Source organism: Thioalkalivibrio sulfidiphilus HL-EbGr7, assembly GCF_000021985.1.
GTDB classification, from domain to species: Bacteria; Pseudomonadota; Gammaproteobacteria; order Ectothiorhodospirales; family Ectothiorhodospiraceae; genus Thioalkalivibrio_A; species Thioalkalivibrio_A sulfidiphilus.
The window spans coordinates 732,362-755,837 of sequence record NC_011901.1 but is presented as its reverse complement, the minus strand read 5'-3'; the positions used below and the strand labels follow the sequence as shown (position 1 = coordinate 755,837).

Below are 23,476 nucleotides of genomic sequence, written 5' to 3'. Positions count from 1 at the left end.
GAGGAGACCGTGACACAGATCGGCGAACACAGCGATTACCCGACCGCCAGACGGTGGTCAGGGCACGGCCGATCGGACGCACCGTCTCCCCGGCGCAGCAGCAAAGGACGCCCAGACAGCCCATGCCAGTGACCGGCTCCGACAAAACCATGGTGGCGCCCCCTCCCGACAACACACGGGATACGGTCGCCCTGTCCGGACTGTCCGCACAACAACGTCAACGCCGGCCGCTGCGCCTGCGCGGGCGTGACCTGCACCGCCTGCTGGTGGCTGCATTTCTGATCATCATCCTGGCCCTCTCCTACGCCCAATGGCCCCGCAGCCTGGATCACCTGGCCTACGACCTGGCCACCCGCATGGTGCCTGGGGAAGCGGACCTCTCCTCCGTGGCCTTCGTGGACATGGGCCCGGCGCAAAGCACCGCGGACCATGACACCCTGAACCGCGCCCTGGCCGCCCTGCAATCCCAGGGAGTCCAGGCCATCGGCGTCTATCTGCCCCTGAACCAGCCCCAGTCCCCATCGGATCTGCAGCGCCTCATGCAGGCCGCAGAACAGGGCGAACGCGGCGCGCCGGACCCCCGCTGGCTGGTCCAGCTGGACCGGGACGGGCGTCTGGCCACCACCCTGCGCCGCCATGGCAACGTGGTGCTGGCAGCGCCGCCAGCCACGCTGCCCGCCGCCACCCCTGGCTCCACACTCAGCCCCGTGGCCGAGGGCTTCAGCGGATGGCAGGCCCACCCCTGGCTCGCCCCCCTGATGTATGCACCGGGGACAAATTTCAGCGCCCTGCCCCTGGCCGAACCCATTGCCCCCCTGGCCAGCGCCGCCCGGGCCGTGGGGGCCGCCCTGCCCGTGACCCCCGGTCGAGGCGTGCCCCTGGCGGTGGCCCATGAGGACGGTTACCGGTCCGGGTTCCTGCTGCCCCTCCTGGCCCAGGGGGGGATGCCAGAACTGGAGCCCGGTCGAGGCCTGCGCCTGGGCGCTCAACTGATCCCCCTGGGACCGGGGCTTGCCGCCCACCCCCTGCCGCCGAGCCGGGATCTGCGTCGCGGCGGCGTGGAGACCGTCAGCCTGGACATGGTGCTGGGCCGGGGCGCCTCCGTCACCGAGCGCCTGGCAGGACGCACCGTGATCCTCGGTCCCGGCGCAGCCAGGGGCCATACCGGGCAACCCGCCGACACCGTGCCCGAGGCCCTGTGGCAGACCTATGTCCTGGGCAGCCTCCTGGACGGGGCCTGGGTGCGGGTACCTGCCTGGACCCATGGCCTGGAACGGCTGCTGTTGCTGCTGGTCTGTCTGTACCTGCTGGTCATGCCGGCCCGGCTCATGGGCCGATCCAGCGGGCTGCTCATAGGCCTGTTGCTGGGCGTGGTGGTCTTCAACGCCGGCCTGCTCCTGCTGCTGGTACAGCAACTGTGGCTGCCGGTGACCCTGCCGATCGTGGCCCTGCTGCTGGGCCATGGCCTGATCTGGGGCGGCCTGCGCTATGCCGACGCCAACGAGCGGGACCGTCTGGATGCCTCCAGGGCCCATCGCAAGCTCGGTGCCATGCTGCGCGCCCAGGGCGATCTCGAGTCGGCCTTTGAGCACCTGGTCCAGGCCCGGGTGGTGGATGACGGGCTGCGCGAGGAGCTCTACCAGCTGGGCCATGACCTGGTGCGCCGCCGCCAGTACGCCCGGGCCCGGGAGGTCTACGGGCACCTGGAGTGGCTGTCACCCCACTACCGTGACGTGCCGGTGCGCATCGAGCGACTCAAGGGTCTGGCGGGCCAGGGCCGTGCCCGACTGGGCACCGAGCATTCCACCGCGGACAGCAATCTGATCGTCGACGGCGACACCCTGGAAAAACCCACCCTGGGCCGATACCAGGTCGAGTGCCAGCTGGGGCGGGGCTCCATGGGGGTGGTCTACCTGGGCGTGGATCCCAAGATCGGGCGCAAGGTGGCCATCAAGACCCTGGCCCTGAACCAGGAGTTCGAGTCCGAGATGCTCGAGCAGGTCAAATGGCGCTTCTTCCGGGAAGCGGAGGCCTCCGGGCGCCTCAATCATCGCAACATCGTGACCATCTACGACGTGGGCGAGGAACATGACCTTGCCTTCATCGCCATGGACTACCTTGAGGGCAGCTCCCTGGAATCCTACGTGCACCGGGATGCCCTGCTGCCCGTGGCCGAGGTACTGGAGATCTGCGCCCAGGTGGCCGAGGGCCTGGCCTACGCCCACGACCAGCATGTGATCCACCGGGACGTGAAGCCGGCCAACGTGATCTATGACCGAAGCCGCCACTCGGTGAAGATCACCGACTTCGGCATCGCCTGTCTCACCGACAACAACCGCACCCGCACCGGCACCATTCTGGGCACACCGGCCTTCATGTCCCCGGAGCAGGTCTCCGGGCAGCCGGTGGACGGACGCTCCGACCTGTTCGCCCTGGGCGTGACCCTGTATCAACTGCTGACCGGGCAGCTGCCCTTCACCGCCGACACCATGGCCGGGCTGGTCTACCAGATCACCCAGACCCGGCACCAGTCCATCTCCGAACTGCGCCCGGAGTTGGGTCCCCTGGTGGCCCTGATCGTCAACCGCGCCCTGGAGAAGGATCCCGCGCGTCGCTACCAGAGCGGCACCGAACTGGCCAAGGGCCTGCGCGACTGTGCCGTGGCCATGAAGCGGGGCCCCAAACCCGGCCAGTTCACCGGCCACCAGGCCGCCACCCCCTGAGCCCAGCCCGGATATTTCACCAAGGATCGTGAATGATTGTGGTCTCTGGGCCTGTCTCGCGCCGTCGTCTTCCCGCAGAAGCTTAGCCATAGGGCCGTGCCCGCCGTCAGCAGGCGGCCATGGGTCAGGCGGCCATGGGCCGCCCTATGAGCCAGCGAGACAGGCCCAGAGGCCGCACGCATCACGATGGCTCGGCGGCGTGGTGAAATATCTGGGCCAGCCCGATTCCTGCTTGAACACGGTTGCCGGGGGATCGACAATGTCCCCATGGAGACGAGGGATCAGCGCGAATCCACGCGCATGCTCAGGGTGCAGGTCGATGACCTGAAAAAGGGCATGTACGTCTGCCAGCTGGACCGTCCCTGGCTGGACAGCCCGTTCCTCCTGCAGGGCTTTCCAATCCGCACGGACCGAGAGCTGGAGGCCCTGCGCCAGCTCTGTGTGTACGTGTTCATTGACCCGGAACGGGGCCATGGCGCCCCGGCACGCACCACCCCCAAGCACACTCCTGCCACTGCACCGAGCCTCGAGGTTCGAGAAAATCCTGCCCTGCTTTCTGCGCCCCCCACGGAACCGACACGCTTTCGCCAGCAGCTGGACCGTGCCGCGCGAGTGCGGGACCGCAGCCACGACTACCTGCGCCGGACCATGGAGCAGGTCCAGCTGGGTCAGGGGGTGGATACCGACGAGGCCCGGGAGATGGTCTCGGACCTGGTGGAACAGGTGGTGGAGGCCCCCAGCGCCATGGTCTGGATGACCCAGTTACGCAAACGCGATGCCTACACCTCCATCCACAGCGTCAACGTCTGCATCCTGGCCCTGACCTTCGGCCGCTATATGGGACTGGATACGACCCAGCTCAACACCCTGGGCCTGGGGGCGCTGCTGCACGACATCGGCAAGCTGCGCGTGCCCCTGGAGGTGCTCAACAAGCCCGGGGCCCTGAACCCGGAAGAATTCGAACTCATGAAAACCCACCCCGTGCAGGGCCACCGACTGCTGCTGGAGGACCCCAACATCCCCCCGGCGGCCCTGGACGCGGTGCTGCACCATCATGAACGCAACGATGGCCGCGGCTACCCGGACCGCCTCGGCGAAGGCCAGATCCCCGTGATGACCCAGATGGTGTCCATCGTCGATATCTACGACGCCCTGTGCAGCCACCGGGCCTACCACGACGGCATCTCCGCCCAGGAGGCACTGAGCCGTCTGTACAACATGGCCGGCACGGGCCTGGACCGGGAACTGGTACAGGCCTTCATCCGCTGCGTGGGCATCTACCCCATCGGCGCCGTGGTGGAACTGACCACCGGCCAGGTGGCGGTGATCGTGGGTCTCAACGAGAACCAGAAACTGCGCCCCGTGGTGATGCTGCTGCTGGAGGCCGATCACCACACCCCCTGCGCCAGGCAGCTGATGAACCTGGGCAGCGATGTCTGGCGTCAGCACAAGGACGCCCCGGCGGTACGCCGGGTGCTCGACCCCGACGAACTGCACCTGGACATGGCCGGCTTGATCCGCGAGCAGATCAGCCGGGACAATGGCCGGCCCCACGCACCCGCCGATCTCGAGGAACTCAAGCTGTGACAGACCCGGTAGCCGAGAGCTACGACCAGATCCCCTACGAAAGCCACCCCATCACCGAGACCCACCCGGACCGTCTGGCGGCCATCGCCGGGCTGTTCGGCATCGCCGCCCCCGACCCGAGCCGCGCCCGGGTACTGGAACTGGGCTGCGCCGCCGGCGGCAACCTGATCCCCATGGCCTGGTATCTGCCCGAGGGCCAGTACCTGGGCGTGGAGCTATCCGGTGCCCAGGCGGCCCATGGCCAACGCATGGTGCAACACCTGGGGCTCGGCAACGTGGAGATCCGCCACGCCGACATCATGGACCTGCCCCTGGACGGCGAACCCTTCGACTACATCATCGTCCACGGAGTGTTCTCCTGGGTGCCGGATTTTGTGCAGACCCGCATCCTGGAGATCTGTGCCCGGCGCCTGTCACCAAGCGGGGTGGCCACCATCAGCTACAACACCCAGCCCGGCTGGGGCCTGCGGGGCATGGTCCGGGAGATGCTGCTGCACCACACCCGGGGCATCGAGGGGCCGGCCGCACGGCTCGCCGCCGCCCGGGAACTGCTGGACTTTCTCGCCACCCCCATGGATCACCCGCCACCGGGTCACGAGTGGCTGCAAAAGGAAGTCGCCTATTTGCAAAAGGCCCGGGACAGCTACCTCTATCACGAGTACCTGGAAGACTCGAACAGCCCCATGCTGTTTTCCGCTTTCATGGCCCGGGCAAAGTCCGCCGGGCTTCAGTATCTGGCCGACGCGCAACTGCACACCATGTTCCCCAGCACCCTGGGCGATGCGGTGGCCCAGCGCTTCGAGACCCTGGACGACCTGGAACGGGAAGAACAGTACCTGGACTTCCTGCGCCTGCGCCCCTTCCGCCAAAGCCTGCTGTGCAGGACCGATGTCAGCATCCAACGGGAGATCGATCTGGACTGGCTGGCAGGGCAACGGCTCTACAGCGCCCTGCAGGCCGACCGGGACGAACGGGGGCGCACCCTGTGGCGCAGCCCCGGCGGCACCGGCTTTCACGTACTGCACCCCCAGGCCCACCGCATGCTCGGCGCCCTTTCCGAGGCCTACCCCCGCGCACTGACCATGACAGAGGCCCTGGGCAAGGCACGGGCCGATGGCGAACTCCTGGGCGAGTTGTTCAACCTGTTCATCTCCGGCGCCGTGAACACCACGGGCCTGGGCAATCCGGACCTGCCCCGCGCCCGCCCGGCACGCCCCGGGATCTCGGCCCTGGGCCGGATGCAGGCGCAGATGGGCGAGGGCCACCTGGCCAGTTTTCGCCACGAAAGCCTCGGTCTGGACCCGGTATCCACGAAACTGGTCTCACTGCTGGATGGCACCAGGGACCTGGATACACTGACCCAGGCCCTGATTCAGGAGGCCGGGGAAGACGCCGCCCTGGCCCAGGCCATGGGGATCGACGCGCAGCCTGCGGACAAGCCCCGGCAGCGTCTGGTCAGGGCCAATGTGGAACGACTGCTGACCCTGCTTCATCGCCACGGCCTGCTCGAGCAGGCGGCCAGCTAACAGGGACTACATCTTCAGGCCTGGGCGAAATAACGTCGCAGGTATTCGGGGAAACTGCAGTCGTCGGCCGCTTCAATGGCCTGCTGCCGGGCCAGGGAGTCCCGCGCCTCGGCCTCAAGCTGCGCTTCCCGCTCCGGGCTCAGGCCCCGCCCCCGGAAATAGGCCTGATGCTGCACCGACAGGCGACGGGCAAAGCGATAGAAGCCCTCTTCGCGCTCGGACATCTCCGCCAGCATGCGTGCGGAGGGCGTCAGGGACGGATCGGCCACCTTCTCCTGCTGACGGGCCAGGGAGCTGCTGTAGGGCCGGGCGGGATCGTCTCCATCCAGGGCCGCGCACAGGGGTGCCATGGCCACCAGCACCTCATCGGCCCAGTCGCGCAACAGGATCTCGTCGCCGTTGCGCAGCAGCCTGAGAGACGGATCCCTGCCCCGGTGGGCCGCGGCGCTCTGGTTGCGATCGATCTGCAGACGTTCCACCTCACCGATCACCGGGCTGTCCATGAGCAGACAGGTGAACATAAAGGCCTCCAGGAAGCGCAGCTGGGTCTCGCACACCCCCAGGGGCTCGAAGGCATTCACGTCCAGGGAGCGCAGTTCCACGTAGCGCACGCCCCGCTTGCGCAGGGCCACCACGGGCTTCTCGTTGCCCTCGACGATGGGCTTGGGGCGTACCGAACTGTAGTACTCGTTTTCGATCTGCAGGATATTGGCGTTGAGCTGACGGTATTCCCCGTCCACCACCACGCCGAGCTTTTCATACTCCGGTGACGGTGTGCCGATGGCGCAGGCAAGGCTGTCGGTGTAGGCCTCCAGGCTGTCGTAGGAGGCCTTGATGCCGGTCTCCTCCTCCTTGCGGTTCTGGTAGCCGATATCCCCCATGCGCAGGCTGGTGGCATAGGGTTCGTAATAGGTGTTTTCGTTGAACTCCGGCATGTGCGTGGGCTTGCCCGCCAGGAAGGACTTGCACACCGCCGGTGAGGCGCCGAACAGGTAGGGCACCAGCCAGCCCAGACGCTGCAGGTTGCGGATCATGGCGAAATAGCTGGCGTCGGTGAACTCGCGCAGGCTGCCGCTGTGGCCTTCCAGTTTCTGGAACACCGGCCAGAAGGCCTCGGGGACGGAGAAATTGAAATGCACCCCGGCGATCACCTGCATCACCCGCCCGTAGCGATGGCCCAGGCCCAGTCGATAAACGGTCTTCATGCGCCCGGCATTGGAATCGCCGTAGCGGGCCACCGGGATCGCATCTTCCCCGGCCACCACGCAGGGCATGCTGGTGGCCCAGAGGAACTCCTCGCCCATGCGCGGGTAGGTGAAGGTCTGCAGGTCGCAGAGAAACTCCAGGGCCTGGCGGGGGTCGGCGAAAGGCGGCGTGATGAACTCCAGCAGCGCCTCGGAATAATCGGTGGTGATCCAGGGGTGTGCCAGGGCCGAGCCCAGGGCCGGCGGATGGGGCGTGCGGGCAATGCCGCCCTCCGGGTTCACCCTCAGGCTTTCCTTCTCCAGCCCCATCAGGGCGCCATGGAGTAGTGGCAGGTGACCTGCGTCCTGGAGACGCTGGAGACGGGCTTTGAGGGACTGGGTCAACGGGCGGGGCTCCGGGGAAAATCGGGTCAAGATACCCGTGATCTGCCACCGCCGACAAGTCAGACCACTGACATGGGTCCGGGCCGTCCTTGGGCCATCATAGACCGGGGGGCCATAATGGGCCGGGCACTATACCCTGCCCTGAAACCCGACACAGCCCATGCTCAATCGATTCAAGGTCTGGCGCGAGCGGCGCATTCTGGAAAACGAGCCCATCGACCCGGCCCTGTGGGATGCCGGCCTGCGGGCCCTGCCCATGCTCGCCCGCCTGTCAGACGAGGAGACCGCGCGCCTGCGCCGCCTGGCCACCCTGTTCCTGCATCAGAAACGATTCCTGGGCGTGCGGGGGCTGCAGCTTGACCCGGCCATGGCCCTGGACATCGCCCTGCAGGCCTGTCTGCCCATCCTCAACCTGGGCCTTGAGTGGTACGAGGACTGGGTGACCATCATCGTCTACCCCGATGATTTCCTGACGGAACACGAATATATCGACGAGGCCGGCGTGGTGCACCGGGAACAGGGACCTCGCAGCGGCGAGGCCTGGGAACGGGGTCCGGTGCTGCTCTCCTGGGCGGAGGTGGCCCACGGCGAGGCCCTGGTGGTGCACGAGTTCGCCCACACACTGGACATGCGCAACGGCCAGGCCAATGGCATGCCGCCCCTGCACCGGGACATGTCCGTAGACACCTGGTCCAGGGTCATGAACGAGGCCTTCGAGAACCTGAACCAGTACCTGGATCACGGCGCGGAGCCTCCCCTGGACCCCTATGCAGCCACCGACCCGGCTGAATTCTTTGCCGTGGCCAGCGAATATTTCTTTGCCGATCCAGGTACCCTTGCCCGGACCTATCCCGCGGTCTACGCGCAGTTCTGTGGCTTCTACCGCCAGGACCCGCTGGGTCGCTTTCCCGCGCCCGACTGACCTACGGCGGGAAAATCCGGACCGGGTCCCGCCCCGGCACATCCCTTTGGGGGCTACAATGAACGCGCACCGCTGCTGAACCCGTGGGCGTTGGCGCAGTCACAAGGGTGTTACCACACGTCCCGGCAATCGATCTGGAATCCTGAACCATGCGACACATGTTTCCCTGGCGTTCGACCCTCGCCATCCTGTTCTTGTGCTCCCTGCTGGTGCCGGTCAGTGCCGCCCAGGAAAGTTTCCGTCCCTACATCGCCCTGGACCCGCCCCTGGTGGTGAACCTGGCCAATCCGACCCGCGCCCAGTACCTGCAGATCGTTGCCGAACTGCAGGTGGAATCCCCTGAAGATGCCGCGGCGGTACAGACCCACATGCCGGTGATCCGGGATACCCTGCTGGTGTTTTTCGGTGGTCGTGACCCCGCCGAGGTGAGGCCCGTGGAGAATCGCGAGGAATTGCGCGCCGAGGCCCTGGGCGCCATCCGCGCCGCATTGGAGACCCACTCCGGCCGTCCGGCCGTGGATGCCCTGTATTTCACCAGCTTTTTGATTCAGTAAGGCTGTTCTTTGTGCTTGGTACCTGGTGCTTTGTACAAAGAACAAAACACCAGGCACTAAACACAGCCGTAAAGAACAGCCTTATCCTCCCAGCCCCAGTCCCACCCGCACCCCATCCAGGATGAACTGCACCGCCAGGGCGCTGAGGATCAGGCCCAGCATGCGGTTGACCACGTTGATCCCCGTCTCCCCGAGGCCTCGCACGATCACCGGCGCAAACCACAGGGCTATGAGCGCCAGGGCCAGCACCAGGAGCACCACGCCCATCAGCCCCGTGAGCACCAACGCGTCATGGCCTGAGGAGGCCATGAGCAGCACCGTGGTCATGGCACCGGGGCCCGCGATGAGGGGAAAGGCCAGCGGGAAAACGGAGATATCCTGACTGCGCACGGCCTCTCTCTGCTCCTTGAGCGTGGTCGCCCGCAGCCCGGACTGGCGCGCAAAGATCATGTCCAGGGAGAGGATGAACAACAACACCCCGCCGGCCACCCTGAAGGCGGGAATACTGATACCCAGCATGGCCAGCAGGCCGTTGCCCAGTAGCATGAAGGTCAGCAGGATCCCCGTGGCCAGCAGCACCCCATTGCGTGCAATGCGCTTTTGCTCACGCCGATCGGCACCCTGGACCAGGGCTGCATAAATGGCTGCCACACCGATGGGGTCCACCACGATGAACAGAAGCACAAAGGCCGCCAGCAGGGTCTCGAACATGCGTGCAGTATAGCGGGCAACGGAAGGCGGAAGGCGGGAGGCGGGAGGCGGGAGGCGGGAGGCGGGAGGCGTCCAAAGTATTATGTGCAAGCCGGACATGGTTTACAGATTAAACCGGGCACATGGTTTACACCTTGGGATCACCATGCCAGCCCCTGGCTGGGGTGATCCGGTCGTTTTGCTCGTTCAAAAGCCCAAGCGGGTGAAACCGGTAGCGTAGCTCCCAGAGCCCGTCCCCGGCCGGTTCAAGCGCCACCGGCTCACCGATCAGCACCTCACTGAGGTAGATCAGCCGCCCGCGCCACTTGATCTCGCCATTGTTTCGTACCCGGCGCACCTCGACCCCTTGATCATAGTCCGGCGGCTCGATGCACGGCGGATAGGGCCGGGGCGAGGCGGCGTACAGGCTGCCTGGCGTGCGCCTGCTCAGCGCCTCGTGACTGCGCTCCCAGTTGTACTCTGCCCGAAAGGCCTCCAGGCGCCGCTGCTCGGCCTCAAGGCCCTGGGCCGGCGTCCCGAGCCAGCCCTTGAGGCTGCGATGCATGCGCTCGTGGCGCCCGTTCTGATCGGGCCGCCCGGGGCGGATACGCTCCGGGTGTATCCCCAGATCGATCCACCACTTCGACAACGCACTGAGTCCGCCCACCGCCCGCGAGGCAAACGGCGCGCCGTTGTCGCTGCGTATCGCCTGGGGCAGGCCGTACTCACGAAACGCCCATTCAAACCAGGGATGCACCGCAGCCCCGCTGGGGCGCGCCAGCCCCCGACACAGCAACAGATACCGGCTGAAACTGTCGCTGAGCGTCAGTGGATAACAGCGCCTACCCTCGCCCAGGCGATAATCGCCCTTGAAATCCACCGCCCACACCGCGTTGGACTGCTCACAGTCGGCAAACGGCGCCTCATGGGGCGGCACAACCCGGCGTCGGCGCCGGGGCTTGACCAGCCCGGCACGGCGCAGGATCTCCCCGCCCGTGCTATCGGCCGGCCAAACCACCTCGGGCTCCCTGGCCCGTAGCCAGTCGAGCACCTTCTTCGGGCCCCAATCCTGATGCGCAAGCTTGGCCTGCACAATGCGCTCGCACAGCGCTTCGCTGATCCTGTTGGGCTGGTTGTGCGGCGCACGGGAGGACTCCTTGAGTCCGTCCACACCCACAAGCGCGTGGCGCCTGATCCACTTGTCGCCCGTGGGACGCGAGATCCCGAAATGGCGACATAGCGCACTCTTGCTATAGCGCCCGCTTAGCCAGGCACCGATAAATTGCACTCTCTGATCCATGGCACAGGTCTCTTTCCAGGGCATCGGCTCGTTCCTCCTCGCCGACGCAAGTTACCTGTAAACCATGTGCCCGGTTTAATCTGTAAACGATGTTACCGGTCTGTACCTTAATCCCCTCCCCCTCACGGGGGAGGGCTAGGGAGGGGGTGGGGGGTCTGCGTCACCCCTCACCTGCGGTTGAAACATCCGACGAATTTACTAGGATTAAAGGCAGGCACTTCATTCAGCCCACCCGTGAACAAAGGAGGCTTTCCATGGCGAACACTTCCACCACTCACGAGAAACTCAACCGCCGTTGTGTGGACTTATTCCAGAACCCCGATGTTCAGCTCCACTGCTGGCACCCGCGTATGTTCTGGGAAACCCGCATGAAGGAGAATCCCGCCCCGGAGGAGCTGACCACCCCCAAAGTGGATCTGAGGGAGCTCGAGGTGCTGCTGGCGGAGACGGCCCATGTGCCCTCCCAATGCGCCGAGGAACTCAACCAGGAAGCACCAGGCAGGGTGGATCTGATCCGCCACATGGTGCATCGGGGTGAGATGCCTTATCTGCACCGGCCTCACTGACACATGAGGGGGGAAGGCGATTTGAACTTCGCCTTCCCCCTTCAACCTTCAACCTCCCCCCCTTCCAGCTTCGCAAGCGCTTCCATCCACTCCCCTTCCACTGACGCCAACTCTGCAGCCAGCGCGCCCTGGCGGGCGAGCAGGTCCTGCAGCTTCGCCTTGTTGATCTCATCGTAAATGGCCGGGTCCGCAAGACTGGCCTCGATGCGCGCCTGCTCCGTCTCCAGTTCACCGTGACGCCTCTCCAGGCGCTTGACCGCGTCATGCAGGGGCTTGAGCCGCTGGCGCGCCTGGGCCGCCTCCCGGCGCTGGGCGCGACGATCCTGGGTAGGGGTGGCGACTGACACAGCTTGTGCAGCGTCGGTGTTCGCTGCCGGGGCCCGATCCTGCCGGCTGAGCCACTGGCGGTAATCCTCCAGATCCCCCTCAAAGGGCCGGGCCTCGCCCCCGGCCACCAGCCACAGGTCATCGCACACGGACTCCAGCAGATGTCGGTCATGGGAGACCACCACCAGGGCACCTTCGTATTCCTGCAGGGCGATCTCCAGGGCCAGGCGCATCTCCAGGTCCAGGTGGTTGGTGGGCTCATCCAGGAGCAGCAGATTCGGCCGCTGGTAGACCAGCATGGAGAGCACCAGGCGGGCCTTCTCGCCGCCGGAAAAAGGGGCCACCGGGGAAGTCGCGGCATCACCGGCGAAACCGAAGCCACCCAGGAAATTGCGCAGGGCCTGTTCCGTGGCCCGGGGATTGATGCGCTGCAGATGCAACAGCGGCGTGGCCTGGGCATCCAGCTGCTCCAGCTGGTGCTGGGCGAAATAACCCACCGCCAGGTCCGGGGCCGCATCCCGCTCACCGGACAGGGGGGGCTGGGCACCAGCCAGCACCCGGATCAGGGTGGACTTGCCGGCGCCATTGGGCCCCAGCAGGCCGATGCGGTCGCCGGGACGCAGGGCCATCTGCACGCCCTTGAGCACCGCCTTGTCCCCGTAACCCGCCTGCACCTGCTCCAGCTGCAACAGGGGGTTGGGCAGGCGCGCCGGGGCCGGAAAGGTGAAATGAAACGGCGAGTCCACGTGGGCCGGGGCCACCAGGGTCATGCGCTCCAGGGCCTTCACCCGGCTCTGGGCCTGGCGCGCCTTGCTGGCCTTGGCCTTGAAGCGGGTGATGAAGGCCTCCATGTGTGCCACCTCCCGCTTCTGGCGCTCATGGAGCGCCTGCTGCTGTGCCAGGGCCTCGGCGCGCTGCAGTTCGAAGGCGCTGTAGTTGCCCGTGTAGAGGCTCACCCGTTGCTGCTCGATGTGCACCACGTGGTCCACCACCGTATCCAGGAATGAGCGGTCATGGGAGATGAGCATGAGGGTGCCGGGGTAGCTGGTGAGCCACTGTTCCAGCCACAGCACGGCGTCCAGGTCCAGGTGGTTGGTGGGCTCATCCAGGAGCAGCAGATCGGATCGACACATGAGCGCCTGGGACAGGTTCAGGCGCATGCGCCAGCCACCGGAGAAATCCGAAACCGGCCGCCCCAGATCCGCGTCCGTGAAGCCCAGGCCATGCAGCAGACGTCCCGCCCGGCTCTCGGCCCGATAGGCGTCGATGGCATCCAGGCGGGCATGGAGGGTGCCCATGAGGGTACCGTCCTCGGCCGCCTCGGCCTCGGCAAGCTCGGCCTGCAGGGTGCGCAATTCCACGTCCCCGTCCATGGCGTAGTCCAGGGCGGAGCGGGAGACGGCGGGGGTTTCCTGGGCCACGGTGGCGATCACCCAGTCCGGCGGCAGGGCGCAACTGCCGCTGTCCGGGGACAGCTGGCCACGAATCAGGGCAAACAGGCTGGACTTGCCGGTGCCGTTGGCGCCGGTGAGTCCCACCCGCCAGCCGGCGTGCACGGCCAGGTCCGCGTCCTGGAACAGGATGCGGGGGCCGCGGCGAAGGGTCAGATCGGTGAGTTGGAGCATGGGCGCGAAGTGTAGCAGCGAGGGGCCCCGGGACTCACGACACGGTTTTCTGACGCCTGCCGCCCCAGGGCGTCCTGGGGCCTCCCACCAAGCGTCATTATCCCGGCACACCCACGAGCAATGTAATTTAATTATCTGTTTTTATTTGATTTTTATGGGTGGCACGAATCTGGCTTAGAAAAGCACATCACGCCAGGGAGATCCCAGGATCATGAAAACGAAGTTCCTCAACACGCTGCTGATGAGCCGCCAGGCCCCCCAGGCCGGCAACGCACCTGCCCTCGGTACGGGCCCCACAGCCGCGCCCCTCAGCCCCACGGAACTGGCCCAGCGCCTGCAGACCAGCCTGGAGCTGGAGCGCACCCTGGAACTGTTCACCCAGGCCATTCAGTGGGCCTTTCCCCATGACGGCATGACCTACGACCACCCGGGTCTGGGCCTGCACCTGTCCTGGGGACGGCTGTCACGGCACAGCTGCTGCTACAACCTGGTGGTGGAACGCGAAGAGATCGGTGAGCTGCGCTTCCTGCGCGGACGCAAGTTCCGGGAAGAGGAACTGACCGAGGTGGAGAACCTGCTCAGCGTGCTGATCTATCCCCTGCGCAACAGCCTGCTCTATCGCCAGGCCGTGGAGGCCGCTCAGACCGACACCCTCACCGGACTCTACAACCGCGCCGCCCTGGATCACCTGCTGCCCCGCGAACTGGCCGCCCTACGCCGTGGTCAGCAGCACCTGGCCCTGCTGGTGGTGGACATCGATCACTTCAAGCGCATCAACGACACCCTGGGACATTCCGCCGGCGACCAGGTGCTCAAGGCCGCCGCAGACTGTCTGCAGGAGGCCACCCGGGAGAGCGACATGCTGTTCCGCTATGGCGGTGAAGAGTTCGTGATGCTCATGAGCACGGAAAGTCCCGAGGACGCCTTACTGGCGGGCGAGCGCATCCGTCGCGTGCTGCGCAATTGCGAGGCGCTGCAGTCCGCCGCCCCGGGTTTCACCCTGACCGCCAGCATCGGGGTGGCCATGGCCCGCCCAACGGATAGTGCTTTTAGCCTGTTCGACCGTGCCGACCAGGCCATGTACACCGCCAAACAGGCTGGACGGGACAGAGTCGTGAGAAGCGAGGAGTGAGAAGTGAGAAAAGAGGCCACTTCTCACTTCCCAATTCCCCCCCCTCCCACTTCATCGACACATGGCACTGGTGCCGGGGACGCAATCGCCCTCGGCCTGGCTGCTGCGGTAGAGATCGGTGAGCATCCGGTACTGTTCTGCGGTGAGATTCTCGCGCACCGCCTGTACACAGTTCATGCGCATGTTCACCAGCTGGGTCTCAAGCTGCCCGATCTGCTCGGCGATGGCCTCGCGATCGGACAGGTCCGCACCGGTCAGCACGTTTGCCCGCAGCTGCTGACGCAGCTTCAGCTGCTCCTGCTCCACCGCCTGACGACGGGCCGGAGCCGTAGCGCGCCATTCACCCACCCAGGCCCGCTGGGCCTCTGTCAGCCCCAGGGCGTCGGCATGACGCACCAGCAGTGGCATGAAGGCCACAATGGGACGGGAAAGCTCGCGCTCAACACCACCCTGGGCCAGGGCATTTCCGGTGCCGAGCAGCAACAGCAGGGCTACAGCGAATAAAGACTTACGCATGATCAGATCTCCGTTGTTTCAAGTGAAGCGTTAGGGGTTAGGAGTTAGGAGTTAGGAGTTAAGGTTTTCTTCTCACTTCTCACTTCTCACTTCCTCATTCCCCTTCCCATTTCAACGTGTGTAGTAATCCGCCAGGGCGCGGATCTCCTCGTCGGTCAGATCCCAGGCGAACTGGGCCATACCCTGGTGCACGTCGTTGTGCCGGGTGTTGTCACGGAAGGCCTTGAGGGTGCGCACCAGGTACTCGGGGCGCTGGCCGGCCAGCGAGGGGGTCTCGTTGCGTCCGCCCTGCCCCTCCACGCCATGACAGCTGGCGCAGGGGGTGATCAGGCGCTGGGGATCGCCGCGACGCACCAGGTCGTTCACCGGGTGTCCCTTCTTGAGTGGTGCGCTGCCCGGCAGGGGCTGGGCGGCATAAAAGGCGGCCACGTCGGCCATGTCCTGCTCGGTCATCATGCGCGCCAGCACCACCATCATCTCGGCCCGGGCGTCTTCGTGGCGCAGACCGTCGCGATAGTCCAGCATCATCTTGTAGGTGTAGGGCGCGCGCTGACCGGAGAGCGCCGGCCAGTGGCGGCTCAGGGATTCGCCCCGCTCGCCATGACAGGAGGCGCAGAACAGCGCGGCGTGCAGTTGCGCACCCCGCTCGACATCGCCCTCGGGCATGGCGGCCAGCGCGGCGTGCAGGCGCACCGGCGTCCAGGACTCGGCAGTGCCGTGCTTCGGTTCGGCGAAGGCCTGACCGCCGAGCAGAGACAGCAGCAGGATCAGCAAGAGGTGTTTCTTCATGGTTCTTTCCCCTACGCGAAGCAGTCTTCGGTGAAGGTGCGCATCCAGTTCTGCTGGTACAGGGCACCGATGCGGATCTGGGCGCGGGAGGCATCCAGGGGCAGGAAGCGTGGCCCCTCCGTGCGTGTGATGCGCCCATCCACCAGGCGGAAGATGTCGGCCACGTACAGGCCGTACTCGGTGCCGGCCAGGGCATAGCAGGTGTTCTCCCACAGGGGCACCTGGGTGTCGCGCCCGGCCAGCAGATCCACCACGGCCCGGGCCGCCACCTTGGCCTGGGTATTGGCGGAAAAGCCGGATTTGGGCATGGCATCGGCCACGCAGGCATCGCCGATCACGTGGATGCCCGGGTGGCGGGTGGACTCGTGGGTGCGGCGGTCGATGGGGCAGTAGCCGGTACCATCCACCAGATCCAGATCGAAGGCCACGCGGCCGGCCACCATAGGCGGCACGATGTTGAGCACGTCCGCCTGGAAGCGCCCGGCCTCGGTCTCGACGCTGAGCGCGGCAGGATCCACGGACAGCACCCGGCCGCCGTCGCGCCCGGCCACCCACTCCAGCATGCCCGGCTCCTCGTGGGCCTTCATAGGCCATTCTCCCTCGGTGGGCATACCCTCCCGGAAGCGCTCCGGCACGTTGTAGCCGTACAGCCGGTTCCAGCCCAGCAGCATGCTGGGACCCGGCACGAAGTTGTCCTTGGAATCCAGGATGATCACCTTGGCCGTGGGATTGTGGACCTTGAACCACTCCGCCATCAGCGCGCCGCGCTCGTAGGGCCCGGGCGGGCAACGATAGGGGTTGGGCGGGGCCACGATCACGAAGGTGCCGCCCGGGCGCATGGCGTGCAGCTGGTCGCGCAGCAGGCGGGTCTGGTGGCCCGGGATCCAGGCACTGGGGATGCGGCTCTCGGCCACGGATGCGCTGTAGCCTTCGATGCGATCGTAGAGCAGCTGGATGCCGGGCGAGACGATCATGCGGTCGTAGTTGAGCTGCACGCCGCCGGCGGTGCGTACCGTACGTGCCAGGGGGTCCACACCGATGACCGTATCGAACAGGAACTCGATGCCGTAGCGGTCCCGCAGGCGATCGTATCGGACCTCCAGTTCCGTCATGCCGATGTGGTCGTTGAGCACCTCGCTGGAACCGTAGGGACGGATGTAGACCGGGTTCTTTTCGATCACCGTCACGCGGATATTCGGGTCGGCGAGCTTCAGGTACTTGGCCGCCGTGGCGCCACCCACCCCGCCGCCCACGATGACCACGTGGGGTGTGGCACTGGCGAACACGCTCTTGATGGAAAGACCCGAGGCCAGCATCGCGCCGGCGCCCAGGGCCTTGAGAAAATCACGTCGCTGCATGGTCTCTACTCCTCGATTCGCTGGGCGGCGAAGAACTCGGCCATGGCCTGGTATTCCTCGTCGCTAAAACCCACCGCCACGCTGTGCATGAGCGTGGAGGGACGGCTGCCGTCACGGAAGGCACGCATGGCGCGCACAAACTCTTCCGCCGCCATGCCCGCCAGGGGCACGAAGGCGGCGCTGCCGAGGCGCCCATGGGTGCCGTGGCAGGCGGCGCAGGTGTTGCCCATCATCTCGCCCGTGGGCCGCTCGCTCTGTTGTGTCTCGGACGCCTGGGCATGGACCGTGGCAGCGAACAGCGCCACGATCAGGGCGAGTGCGTAAGCGAACTTCTTCACGGTCTTCTGCCTCCTCATCACAGCGCCCACCAGACAAAGCCGAGCACGAAGTAATGCACGATCCACAGCACCAGCATGGCGATGGCGATGTTGCCCATGCGGTCCACCACGGCGCTGGCGGTGTACACCCCCTGCGTCTGCCCGGCACGCCAGGCCACAGTCAGGTAATAGGCCAGCACGCCGGCGCCCATGACGCCGAAGGTGACGAAGAAGGTGAGGGTGCTGTACCAGTCCATGTTGATGGGGTAATCCAGGGCGTTGTAACCGTGCACGCCGTGGAGCTTCGCCCAGCGCAGGGCCTCCCGGGCCACCGCCACCAGGATGATGGCCACGGTGCCCACGCCGAGCACGGCATAGGCCCAGGGGCTATTGCCCTTGCCACGCACCCAGTGGGCGAAGCCCACGAAGCCCAGTAGACCGGCGGCTGACACCCACACCCAGGGGGAGAAGGCAAAACCTGCCACCGCTTCCGGCAGGGTCGCCATCCACACCGCGCCCAGCACCAGGGCCACCACGCCGCCCACGTTGATCAGCCGATAGGCGAGGTCACGCACCCAGTCCAGATAGGCGGGCTCCACGTCGTCCCGGGCGCGGAAGTAGCGCTGGTAGGCCACCAGCAGCGCACCGGTGACCGGCGCCGACAGGGAGATGAAGAACAGGAAGCGCCAGGGATGGAAGGCGTGCAGGGCCGTGCCCCGGGTCTCCAGGTCGCCATTGGGGGCATACCAGCTCATCCACTGCTCCGGCTGCAGCATCTGCTGGGAGAGCACATGCATGATGAAACCCACCACCAGCAGCAGCGCGATGGAGGCCACCATGGCGCCGGGACAGCTGGGCTTGCGGGCGGTGTCCGCCAGGTGGTGGTTGCGCCAGTAGAAGACGTACATCAGCGTGTAGCCCACCAGCAGGATCAGGATGAAACCGATCACCCACCAGGCGGAGAGCACGTTGGCGGTGTACCAGAACGGGTCGTAGATCACCTGCACGAACAGCAAGGGCGCGACCCCCAGCACGATGGCCACCGACACCATCACCTTGGCCACGTTGATCATGGACTGGGCCAGGCGGCGGCGGTGGGCGTCGCGGCTGAACGCGCCCCACAGGGTCAGGGTCGAGGCGCCGAGCATCATCTGCACGGCAGCGATGTGCAGCGCGAAGGTCAGCACCCCCAGCACCAGGAAGATCACCGGGTGGGAAGGGATGCCGGCCGGGTCGCGCAGGGCATAGAGCAGTTCGGTTTCCATGGTCTTACTCCTTCATGGAGACGGATGCGGGCGAGTTATCCGCCCGGGCGATGCCGGCGCGCTGCGCGGCGTAGCGCGCCGGCACCTGCGGGTCGTTGAGGCTGGCCATGTACACGGCCAGGGCCTCGGCCTCGTCGTCGGTGAGCGGGATCAGGGGCATGTACAGGGTGTTGCCCGTGGTGAGCGCGCCCTTGAGGTAGGTCTTGATGCGCGCCACGTCGGTGTGCCCGCCCAGGTAGTTGCGCAGCGGACGCATGCCGGTGTCGGTGACGCTGTGGCAGTTGGAACACATGGACAGGGCGATGGCACGGCCTACCCGAGCGGCGTTCTCGCCGGTCACCTCGCGCAGCTCCTCGGGCAGGAACACGTGGGTCTTGAGCAGCCCGTGTTCCTGGAGCACCGGAATCTCGGAGCGGATGCCCATGCCCGGCACGTCACGGCCGATCACCTGGTTGGAGTAGACGTACTCGCCGGCCACATAGGGCTTGCGGATGGACTCGCGCGCCACTTCCTCGGGCCACAGGCCGAACACCAGGATGGACACCGTGGCGATGGAGGCCACCACCGGCGTGAGCAGACGCGGCTGGATCAGGGAGGCGATGAAGTACACCAGGATGCCGCCCAGCACCGCCAGCAGACTCACGGAGAACCAGTCGGGCAGGCGGGCCCGCATCACCAGGTGCGCGTGCTCGGGCAGGGTGCTCGTGTACCAGCTGAACAGCGCCGTGCCGGTGATGGTGGAGACGATGCCCAACCAGGCCAGCTTGCGGATGATCTCACGGCGCAGGTCCAGGTCCGTCAGGCGCGAGGCCACGATACCGCCCACCACGGCGGTCATGGTGAACATGAAGGCCGAGCGCATGGCCAACTGGGCGAAGGTGTTGGAGCCGTAGAAACCGTTGAGATAGCCGCCTTCGGCGAACCACGCCTCCTTGCCCGGCCAGAGCATGAAGGACAGGATGCCGATGATGATCAGCATGGTGGCGTAGGAGGCCAGGGCGAAGATCCAGGTGATGCGCAGGTGGGTGCGCTGGTCCACCTTGCCCACCAGGTAGACCACCATGTACACGCCCACCACCTCGATGACGAAGAACACCCACTCGGTGGCCCACTTCCACACGAAGCTGTGAATCAGCGCCGAGATGCCCCGGGGGCTCGCCACCGTGGTGGAGTACCAGATGCCGACACCGGTGATGGAACCGGCCACGTAGGCGAACACCAGCAGAAACAGGCCGTACTTCTTGATGAAGGTGAGCAGCTCGGGCTGGTTGCGCCGGTAGGCGATGGTCGCCAGAAAGGCAAAGAAGATGGCCGCCCCCACGGAGGTGTGGGAGAACAGCACGTGGATGGTGGCGATGAGACCCACGACCCAGCCGCTGCCGATCGTAGGCTCGTACCACGTGGGATAAAGGCCGATGAGTTCCATCGAGACCCCCTGCTGTAGGACTTTTGTCGGAGCGTCCGCCGCGCGTTGCGACAGATGCCTTTCGTTGTATCGGCAAGGCCTCTTGCACAGGCCATGCCAGCAGGGGGATTACACGTTGGAGGGGCTGTCAACTGATTGAAATAATGAGAAATCCATCAAGCCGCCTAGTTCTCGTCCAAGCCAGGACTGACCGGGCAGATGCGCCATATTTGGCAGTTTTAGACAAAAGACCGCCAAATATGGCGGCCATGACAAAAGATTCGGGACGGGCCACCAGGATGACACGGCAGCGTTTGAATGCTTTTACATCCTGTTAATCCTGTTAATCCTGTTAATCCTGTCCATGATCCCGCCCTTCCCGAAGCCCCTCCAGCTTTCGGTATAGGGTGCGCTCGCTCACCCCCAGCAGGCGCGCCAGTTCCCGGCGCTCGCCCCGGTAGCGGGCACTGACCTGACGCAGGTAGCGGCCCTCCAGATCGTCAAGGGGAATGATCTCGCCCGATTCGGGGCACAGGTTCTCCTGCCGGGTCTGGTGGGGTCCGAGCGCCAGGTGACGGGCCTCGATCTCCCGGTCGTCCGCCAGCAGGCTGGCCCGCTCCAGCAGGTTGCGCAGTTCACGGATGTTGCCGGGGAAGGGGTAGTCGCGAAGCATGGCCAGGGCATCCCGACCCAGGCGTTTGTCCCGGGCCGAGGGGATGCGCGCCAGCAGGGCCTCCGCCAGCAGGGACAGGTCCTCGCGCCGTTCCCGCAGGGTGGGCAGATGGATGGGAAACACGCTGATGCGGTAGTAGAGGTCTTCCCGGAACTCGCCCGCCCGCACCAGGGCCTCCAGGTCCCGGTGGGTGGCACACACCAGGCGGAAATCCGCCTTCTGGGGCTCGATGCCGCCCACCCGCCGGAAGGTGCCGGTCTCCAGCAGGCGCAGCAATTTCACCTGCATGCCCAGGGGAATATCGCCCAGTTCGTCCAGGAACAGGGTGCCGCCCCGGGCCGCCTCCACCAGTCCCACCTTGAGGCTGGTGGCGCCGGTGAAGGCGCCGCGCTCGTGGCCGAACAGCTCGCTCTCGAACAGGGTGTCGGTGAGGCCCGCACATTCCACCGCCACGAAGGGCCCGGTGTGCCGGGGGCTCAGTTCATGGAGGGCCTGGGCCACCAGCTCCTTGCCGGTACCGGTCTCCCCCAGCAGCAGTACCGCCGCCTCGCTGGGGGCCACCCGCTGCACCAGCCCCAGCATATGATTGAAAGCAGAGGAACGACCCACCAGCTTCTCTGCGCTGGGCCTGGCACTGGCCACCTTGCTTTGGCGCATGGTCTCCAGCACATAGCGCACATGCCCATCGGCCCCGGGGATGGGCCGGGTCTCCACATCCACGTGTTCTTCGCCCCTGGGCGTCTGGTGCAAATGCAGCACCCGCTGAGCCTGACCGGTCTCCAGACTGCCCTTGAGGGGACAGCTCTCTCCCGCCTGGTCACAGGGCACCGTGTAGCCATGGGAAACCTGGAAGCACTTGTGCCCGCGGCCCACCTCGCCATAGACACGCCGGTAGGCGACATTGGCGGCCAGGATGTGGTAATCGGGGTCGAGCAACACCGCCGGCTCGTCGTGGGAGTCCAGCAGACCGAGGAGTTCCGGGGAGGGGGAAGCGGGGGAGGCCATAGCGGCATACCTAGACTGTCAGAAATGACAGTTACAAGATACAAGAGTCAGGATACAAGAAAAAGCCGGTGATCCTGCCCTTCATTGTTTCTTGGATCATGCCCCCTGTCTCTGCCGTCCTCTTAGAGGACGGCCGGTACATGCCTGGCCAGTGCCTGCTTTTCCTTCACCGCCTCGGCCCCGGTGAGCACGAATCCACCGAGCTGATCGCCGTTGCGAAACAGGGCGCGCACGCCCTCCCCCACAGAATCGATCTGCCACTCGCCGTCCGCACCGGGCGAGGGTGGATTCACCACCACCGGGTGGGCAGGCGTCTTCACCACCACGGGCATGGCCGGGTAGCTCACCTCGGTGGCTTCTCCGGCGAGCGTCTTCGCCAGGGCCCGGGCCCCGTGCATGATGGGCATCACGTAGGGCAACACCAGCCCGGACACCTCGGCACAATCACCCAGGGCATACACATCCTCGGCGGACGTGGCCAGTGTGCGATCCACCACGATGCCGCGATTGACCTCAAGACCGGCGTCCCCGGCCAGACGGGTATCCGGACGCAGTCCCACCGCCGACAGAATGGTTCCGGCCTCCACGGTCTCGCCGTTGCTCAGAGTCAGGCGAAGGCCTGAACCTGCACGGTCGATACGCTCCACCACCGTCTCCAGGTGAAAGCGGATGCCGACGGCCTCCAGTCCCTTCTGCAAGGCCCGACCGACAGCCTCCGGCACCAGCCGCCCCAGGGGCGCAGTGTCGGGGCCGATCACGTCCACCTCGCGGCCACTGCCGCGCAGATCGTTGGCAAACTCGCAGCCGATCAGGCCAGGGCCGATCACCGCGACCCGGTCCACGCCCTCGATGGCCTCGCGAAAGCGCGCATAGTCCTCGCGACTGTTCACCGAGAGCACTGCCTCGGCGCCGTCACCCTCGTAGGAGAGTCGAATCGGCTCGGCACCCACCGCCAGCACCAGGCGGTCGTAGGCCAGGGTTTCGCCGTCCTCGAGCCGCACCTGGCGTGCGGTGGTGTCCATGGACGCCACCCGACGCCGGGTCAGGATGCGCGCATCCAGCTGCCCGGCCATGGCCTCGGCACCCTGGCTGATCAGGGCCTCGGGGTCCTTGTTAGAGGCGAAGGCGTTGGACAGCATGGGCTTGGAATAAAAGGCCCCGTCGTCCGCCGTGACCAGGGTCAGCGGCGTGTCCTTGTCCAGCTTGCGCAACTCCCGGGCCAGGGTATAGCCGGCCAGTCCCGTGCCGATGATGACGATTCCCGACATGTGCTCAGGCTCCTGCATAGCAGCGTCCCACGAGACGCCACCACTCGATGATCGGTTTGCTTTTCATATCTCTGGCTCCTTGAGGGAGGTTAGGCGTGAGGAGGTGGCGGTAGGGGTTCAAGGCCTCACGCCTCACGCCCTCCGCTTCACGCCGCAACCAGCACCATCTCGAAATCGGCCTTCGCCACGCCGCACTCGGGACACTCCCAGTTCTCCGGGATGTCTTCCCAGCGGGTGCCCGCCGCGATGCCGTCCTCCGGCATCCCCATGGCCTCATCATAGATAAAACCACACACCACACATTCCCACTTTCTCATGACCAATCTCCAAAAAATGATT

The 23,476-nt window shown here is 65.9% G+C and carries 20 protein-coding genes; 7 read left to right on the top strand and 13 right to left on the bottom strand.

What is annotated here, in order from left to right:
• The first annotated feature begins 122 nt into the window (after positions 1-122).
• From TGR7_RS03455 to TGR7_RS03445, 3 genes are all read left to right on the top strand, one after another.
• On the top strand, positions 123-2,723 hold the full coding sequence (locus TGR7_RS03455; RefSeq protein ID WP_012637279.1) for a serine/threonine-protein kinase: 2,601 nt from the start codon (positions 123-125) through the stop codon (positions 2,721-2,723).
• A 267-nt stretch (positions 2,724-2,990) separates the two neighbouring features.
• Complete coding sequence (locus TGR7_RS03450) at positions 2,991-4,310, top strand: cyclic di-GMP phosphodiesterase (RefSeq protein WP_012637278.1); 1,320 nt, start codon at positions 2,991-2,993, stop codon at positions 4,308-4,310.
• Positions 4,307-5,836: a methyltransferase regulatory domain-containing protein gene (locus tag TGR7_RS03445; RefSeq protein ID WP_012637277.1), complete on the top strand. Its 1,530-nt coding sequence runs from the start codon at positions 4,307-4,309 to the stop codon at positions 5,834-5,836. Before TGR7_RS03450 ends, TGR7_RS03445 begins: the two co-directional genes overlap by 4 nt.
• A gap of 14 nt (positions 5,837-5,850) precedes the next feature.
• Here the strand turns inward: TGR7_RS03445 and gshA are convergent, their stop codons facing one another.
• The gene (gshA, locus tag TGR7_RS03440) at positions 5,851-7,425 is read right to left on the bottom strand and encodes a glutamate--cysteine ligase (RefSeq protein ID WP_012637276.1); all 1,575 of its coding nucleotides are present in this window, start codon (positions 7,423-7,425) and stop codon (positions 5,851-5,853) included.
• A gap of 160 nt (positions 7,426-7,585) precedes the next feature.
• Between gshA and TGR7_RS03435 the strand changes: the two genes are divergently transcribed.
• Together TGR7_RS03435 and TGR7_RS03430 are read left to right on the top strand one after the other, a co-directional pair.
• Positions 7,586-8,347 carry a M90 family metallopeptidase gene (locus TGR7_RS03435; protein WP_012637275.1) on the top strand — a complete coding sequence of 254 codons (762 nt, stop codon included), beginning with the start codon at positions 7,586-7,588 and terminating at the stop codon, positions 8,345-8,347.
• 149 nt (positions 8,348-8,496) lie between these two features.
• Positions 8,497-8,901 (top strand): flagellar basal body-associated FliL family protein, encoded by a 405-nt coding sequence (locus tag TGR7_RS03430; RefSeq protein WP_012637274.1) that lies wholly within the window; start codon positions 8,497-8,499, stop codon positions 8,899-8,901.
• 81 nt (positions 8,902-8,982) lie between these two features.
• On the opposite strand, the gene TGR7_RS03425 is transcribed toward TGR7_RS03430, so the two are convergent.
• A complete protein-coding gene (locus TGR7_RS03425; protein WP_012637273.1) occupies positions 8,983-9,612 on the bottom strand; it encodes a MarC family protein in 630 nt (209 codons plus the stop codon).
• A gap of 127 nt (positions 9,613-9,739) precedes the next feature.
• Complete coding sequence (locus TGR7_RS03420; RefSeq protein WP_012637272.1) at positions 9,740-10,915, bottom strand: integrase core domain-containing protein; 1,176 nt, start codon at positions 10,913-10,915, stop codon at positions 9,740-9,742.
• Positions 10,916-11,145: 230 nt separating this feature from the next.
• Between TGR7_RS03420 and TGR7_RS03415 the strand changes: the two genes are divergently transcribed.
• Positions 11,146-11,457, top strand: a complete 312-nt coding sequence (locus tag TGR7_RS03415; RefSeq protein ID WP_012637271.1) for a hypothetical protein — start codon at positions 11,146-11,148, stop codon at positions 11,455-11,457.
• A gap of 41 nt (positions 11,458-11,498) precedes the next feature.
• Here the strand turns inward: TGR7_RS03415 and TGR7_RS03410 are convergent, their stop codons facing one another.
• Positions 11,499-13,409, bottom strand: a complete 1,911-nt coding sequence (locus tag TGR7_RS03410) for an ATP-binding cassette domain-containing protein (RefSeq protein ID WP_012637270.1) — start codon at positions 13,407-13,409, stop codon at positions 11,499-11,501.
• A 211-nt stretch (positions 13,410-13,620) separates the two neighbouring features.
• Between TGR7_RS03410 and TGR7_RS03405 the strand changes: the two genes are divergently transcribed.
• Positions 13,621-14,541: a GGDEF domain-containing protein gene (locus tag TGR7_RS03405; protein ID WP_012637269.1), complete on the top strand. Its 921-nt coding sequence runs from the start codon at positions 13,621-13,623 to the stop codon at positions 14,539-14,541.
• A gap of 51 nt (positions 14,542-14,592) precedes the next feature.
• Here the strand turns inward: TGR7_RS03405 and TGR7_RS03400 are convergent, their stop codons facing one another.
• From TGR7_RS03400 to TGR7_RS03360, 9 genes are all read right to left on the bottom strand, one after another.
• The gene (locus TGR7_RS03400; protein ID WP_012637268.1) at positions 14,593-15,057 is read right to left on the bottom strand and encodes a hypothetical protein; all 465 of its coding nucleotides are present in this window, start codon (positions 15,055-15,057) and stop codon (positions 14,593-14,595) included.
• 111 nt (positions 15,058-15,168) lie between these two features.
• Positions 15,169-15,846 (bottom strand): c-type cytochrome, encoded by a 678-nt coding sequence (locus TGR7_RS03395; protein ID WP_012637267.1) that lies wholly within the window; start codon positions 15,844-15,846, stop codon positions 15,169-15,171.
• Positions 15,847-15,857: 11 nt separating this feature from the next.
• Positions 15,858-17,204, bottom strand: coding sequence for an NAD(P)/FAD-dependent oxidoreductase (locus TGR7_RS03390; protein WP_012637266.1), 1,347 nt, complete (start codon positions 17,202-17,204; stop codon positions 15,858-15,860).
• Between the two features lie 5 nt (positions 17,205-17,209).
• Entirely contained in the window at positions 17,210-17,542 is a 333-nt protein-coding gene (locus TGR7_RS03385; protein ID WP_041442456.1) for a c-type cytochrome, read from the bottom strand.
• Between the two features lie 17 nt (positions 17,543-17,559).
• Positions 17,560-18,786 (bottom strand): hypothetical protein, encoded by a 1,227-nt coding sequence (locus tag TGR7_RS03380; RefSeq protein WP_012637264.1) that lies wholly within the window; start codon positions 18,784-18,786, stop codon positions 17,560-17,562.
• 4 nt (positions 18,787-18,790) lie between these two features.
• Entirely contained in the window at positions 18,791-20,212 is a 1,422-nt protein-coding gene (locus TGR7_RS03375) for a c-type cytochrome (protein ID WP_012637263.1), read from the bottom strand.
• 331 nt (positions 20,213-20,543) lie between these two features.
• The gene (locus TGR7_RS03370; protein WP_012637262.1) at positions 20,544-21,869 is read right to left on the bottom strand and encodes a sigma-54 interaction domain-containing protein; all 1,326 of its coding nucleotides are present in this window, start codon (positions 21,867-21,869) and stop codon (positions 20,544-20,546) included.
• Between the two features lie 122 nt (positions 21,870-21,991).
• Positions 21,992-23,137 carry an NAD(P)/FAD-dependent oxidoreductase gene (locus TGR7_RS03365; RefSeq protein ID WP_012637261.1) on the bottom strand — a complete coding sequence of 382 codons (1,146 nt, stop codon included), beginning with the start codon at positions 23,135-23,137 and terminating at the stop codon, positions 21,992-21,994.
• A gap of 146 nt (positions 23,138-23,283) precedes the next feature.
• Positions 23,284-23,454: a rubredoxin gene (locus TGR7_RS03360; protein WP_012637260.1), complete on the bottom strand. Its 171-nt coding sequence runs from the start codon at positions 23,452-23,454 to the stop codon at positions 23,284-23,286.
• Positions 23,455-23,476: the final 22 nt, after the last annotated feature.

Coding starts and splice junctions, on each gene's coding strand:
- TGR7_RS03455 (WP_012637279.1), top strand. CDS start 123: ATGCCAGTGACCGGCTCCGACAAAACCATGGTGGCGCCCCCTCCCGAC.
- TGR7_RS03450 (WP_012637278.1), top strand. CDS start 2,991: ATGGAGACGAGGGATCAGCGCGAATCCACGCGCATGCTCAGGGTGCAG.
- TGR7_RS03435 (WP_012637275.1), top strand. CDS start 7,586: ATGCTCAATCGATTCAAGGTCTGGCGCGAGCGGCGCATTCTGGAAAAC.
- TGR7_RS03430 (WP_012637274.1), top strand. CDS start 8,497: ATGCGACACATGTTTCCCTGGCGTTCGACCCTCGCCATCCTGTTCTTG.
- TGR7_RS03425 (WP_012637273.1), bottom strand. CDS start 9,612: ATGTTCGAGACCCTGCTGGCGGCCTTTGTGCTTCTGTTCATCGTGGTG.
- TGR7_RS03420 (WP_012637272.1), bottom strand. CDS start 10,915: ATGCCCTGGAAAGAGACCTGTGCCATGGATCAGAGAGTGCAATTTATC.
- TGR7_RS03415 (WP_012637271.1), top strand. CDS start 11,146: ATGGCGAACACTTCCACCACTCACGAGAAACTCAACCGCCGTTGTGTG.
- TGR7_RS03410 (WP_012637270.1), bottom strand. CDS start 13,409: ATGCTCCAACTCACCGATCTGACCCTTCGCCGCGGCCCCCGCATCCTG.
- TGR7_RS03405 (WP_012637269.1), top strand. CDS start 13,621: ATGAAAACGAAGTTCCTCAACACGCTGCTGATGAGCCGCCAGGCCCCC.
- TGR7_RS03400 (WP_012637268.1), bottom strand. CDS start 15,057: ATGCGTAAGTCTTTATTCGCTGTAGCCCTGCTGTTGCTGCTCGGCACC.
- TGR7_RS03395 (WP_012637267.1), bottom strand. CDS start 15,846: ATGAAGAAACACCTCTTGCTGATCCTGCTGCTGTCTCTGCTCGGCGGT.
- TGR7_RS03390 (WP_012637266.1), bottom strand. CDS start 17,204: ATGCAGCGACGTGATTTTCTCAAGGCCCTGGGCGCCGGCGCGATGCTG.
- TGR7_RS03380 (WP_012637264.1), bottom strand. CDS start 18,786: ATGGAAACCGAACTGCTCTATGCCCTGCGCGACCCGGCCGGCATCCCT.
- TGR7_RS03375 (WP_012637263.1), bottom strand. CDS start 20,212: ATGGAACTCATCGGCCTTTATCCCACGTGGTACGAGCCTACGATCGGC.
- TGR7_RS03370 (WP_012637262.1), bottom strand. CDS start 21,869: ATGGCCTCCCCCGCTTCCCCCTCCCCGGAACTCCTCGGTCTGCTGGAC.
- TGR7_RS03365 (WP_012637261.1), bottom strand. CDS start 23,137: ATGTCGGGAATCGTCATCATCGGCACGGGACTGGCCGGCTATACCCTG.
- TGR7_RS03360 (WP_012637260.1), bottom strand. CDS start 23,454: ATGAGAAAGTGGGAATGTGTGGTGTGTGGTTTTATCTATGATGAGGCC.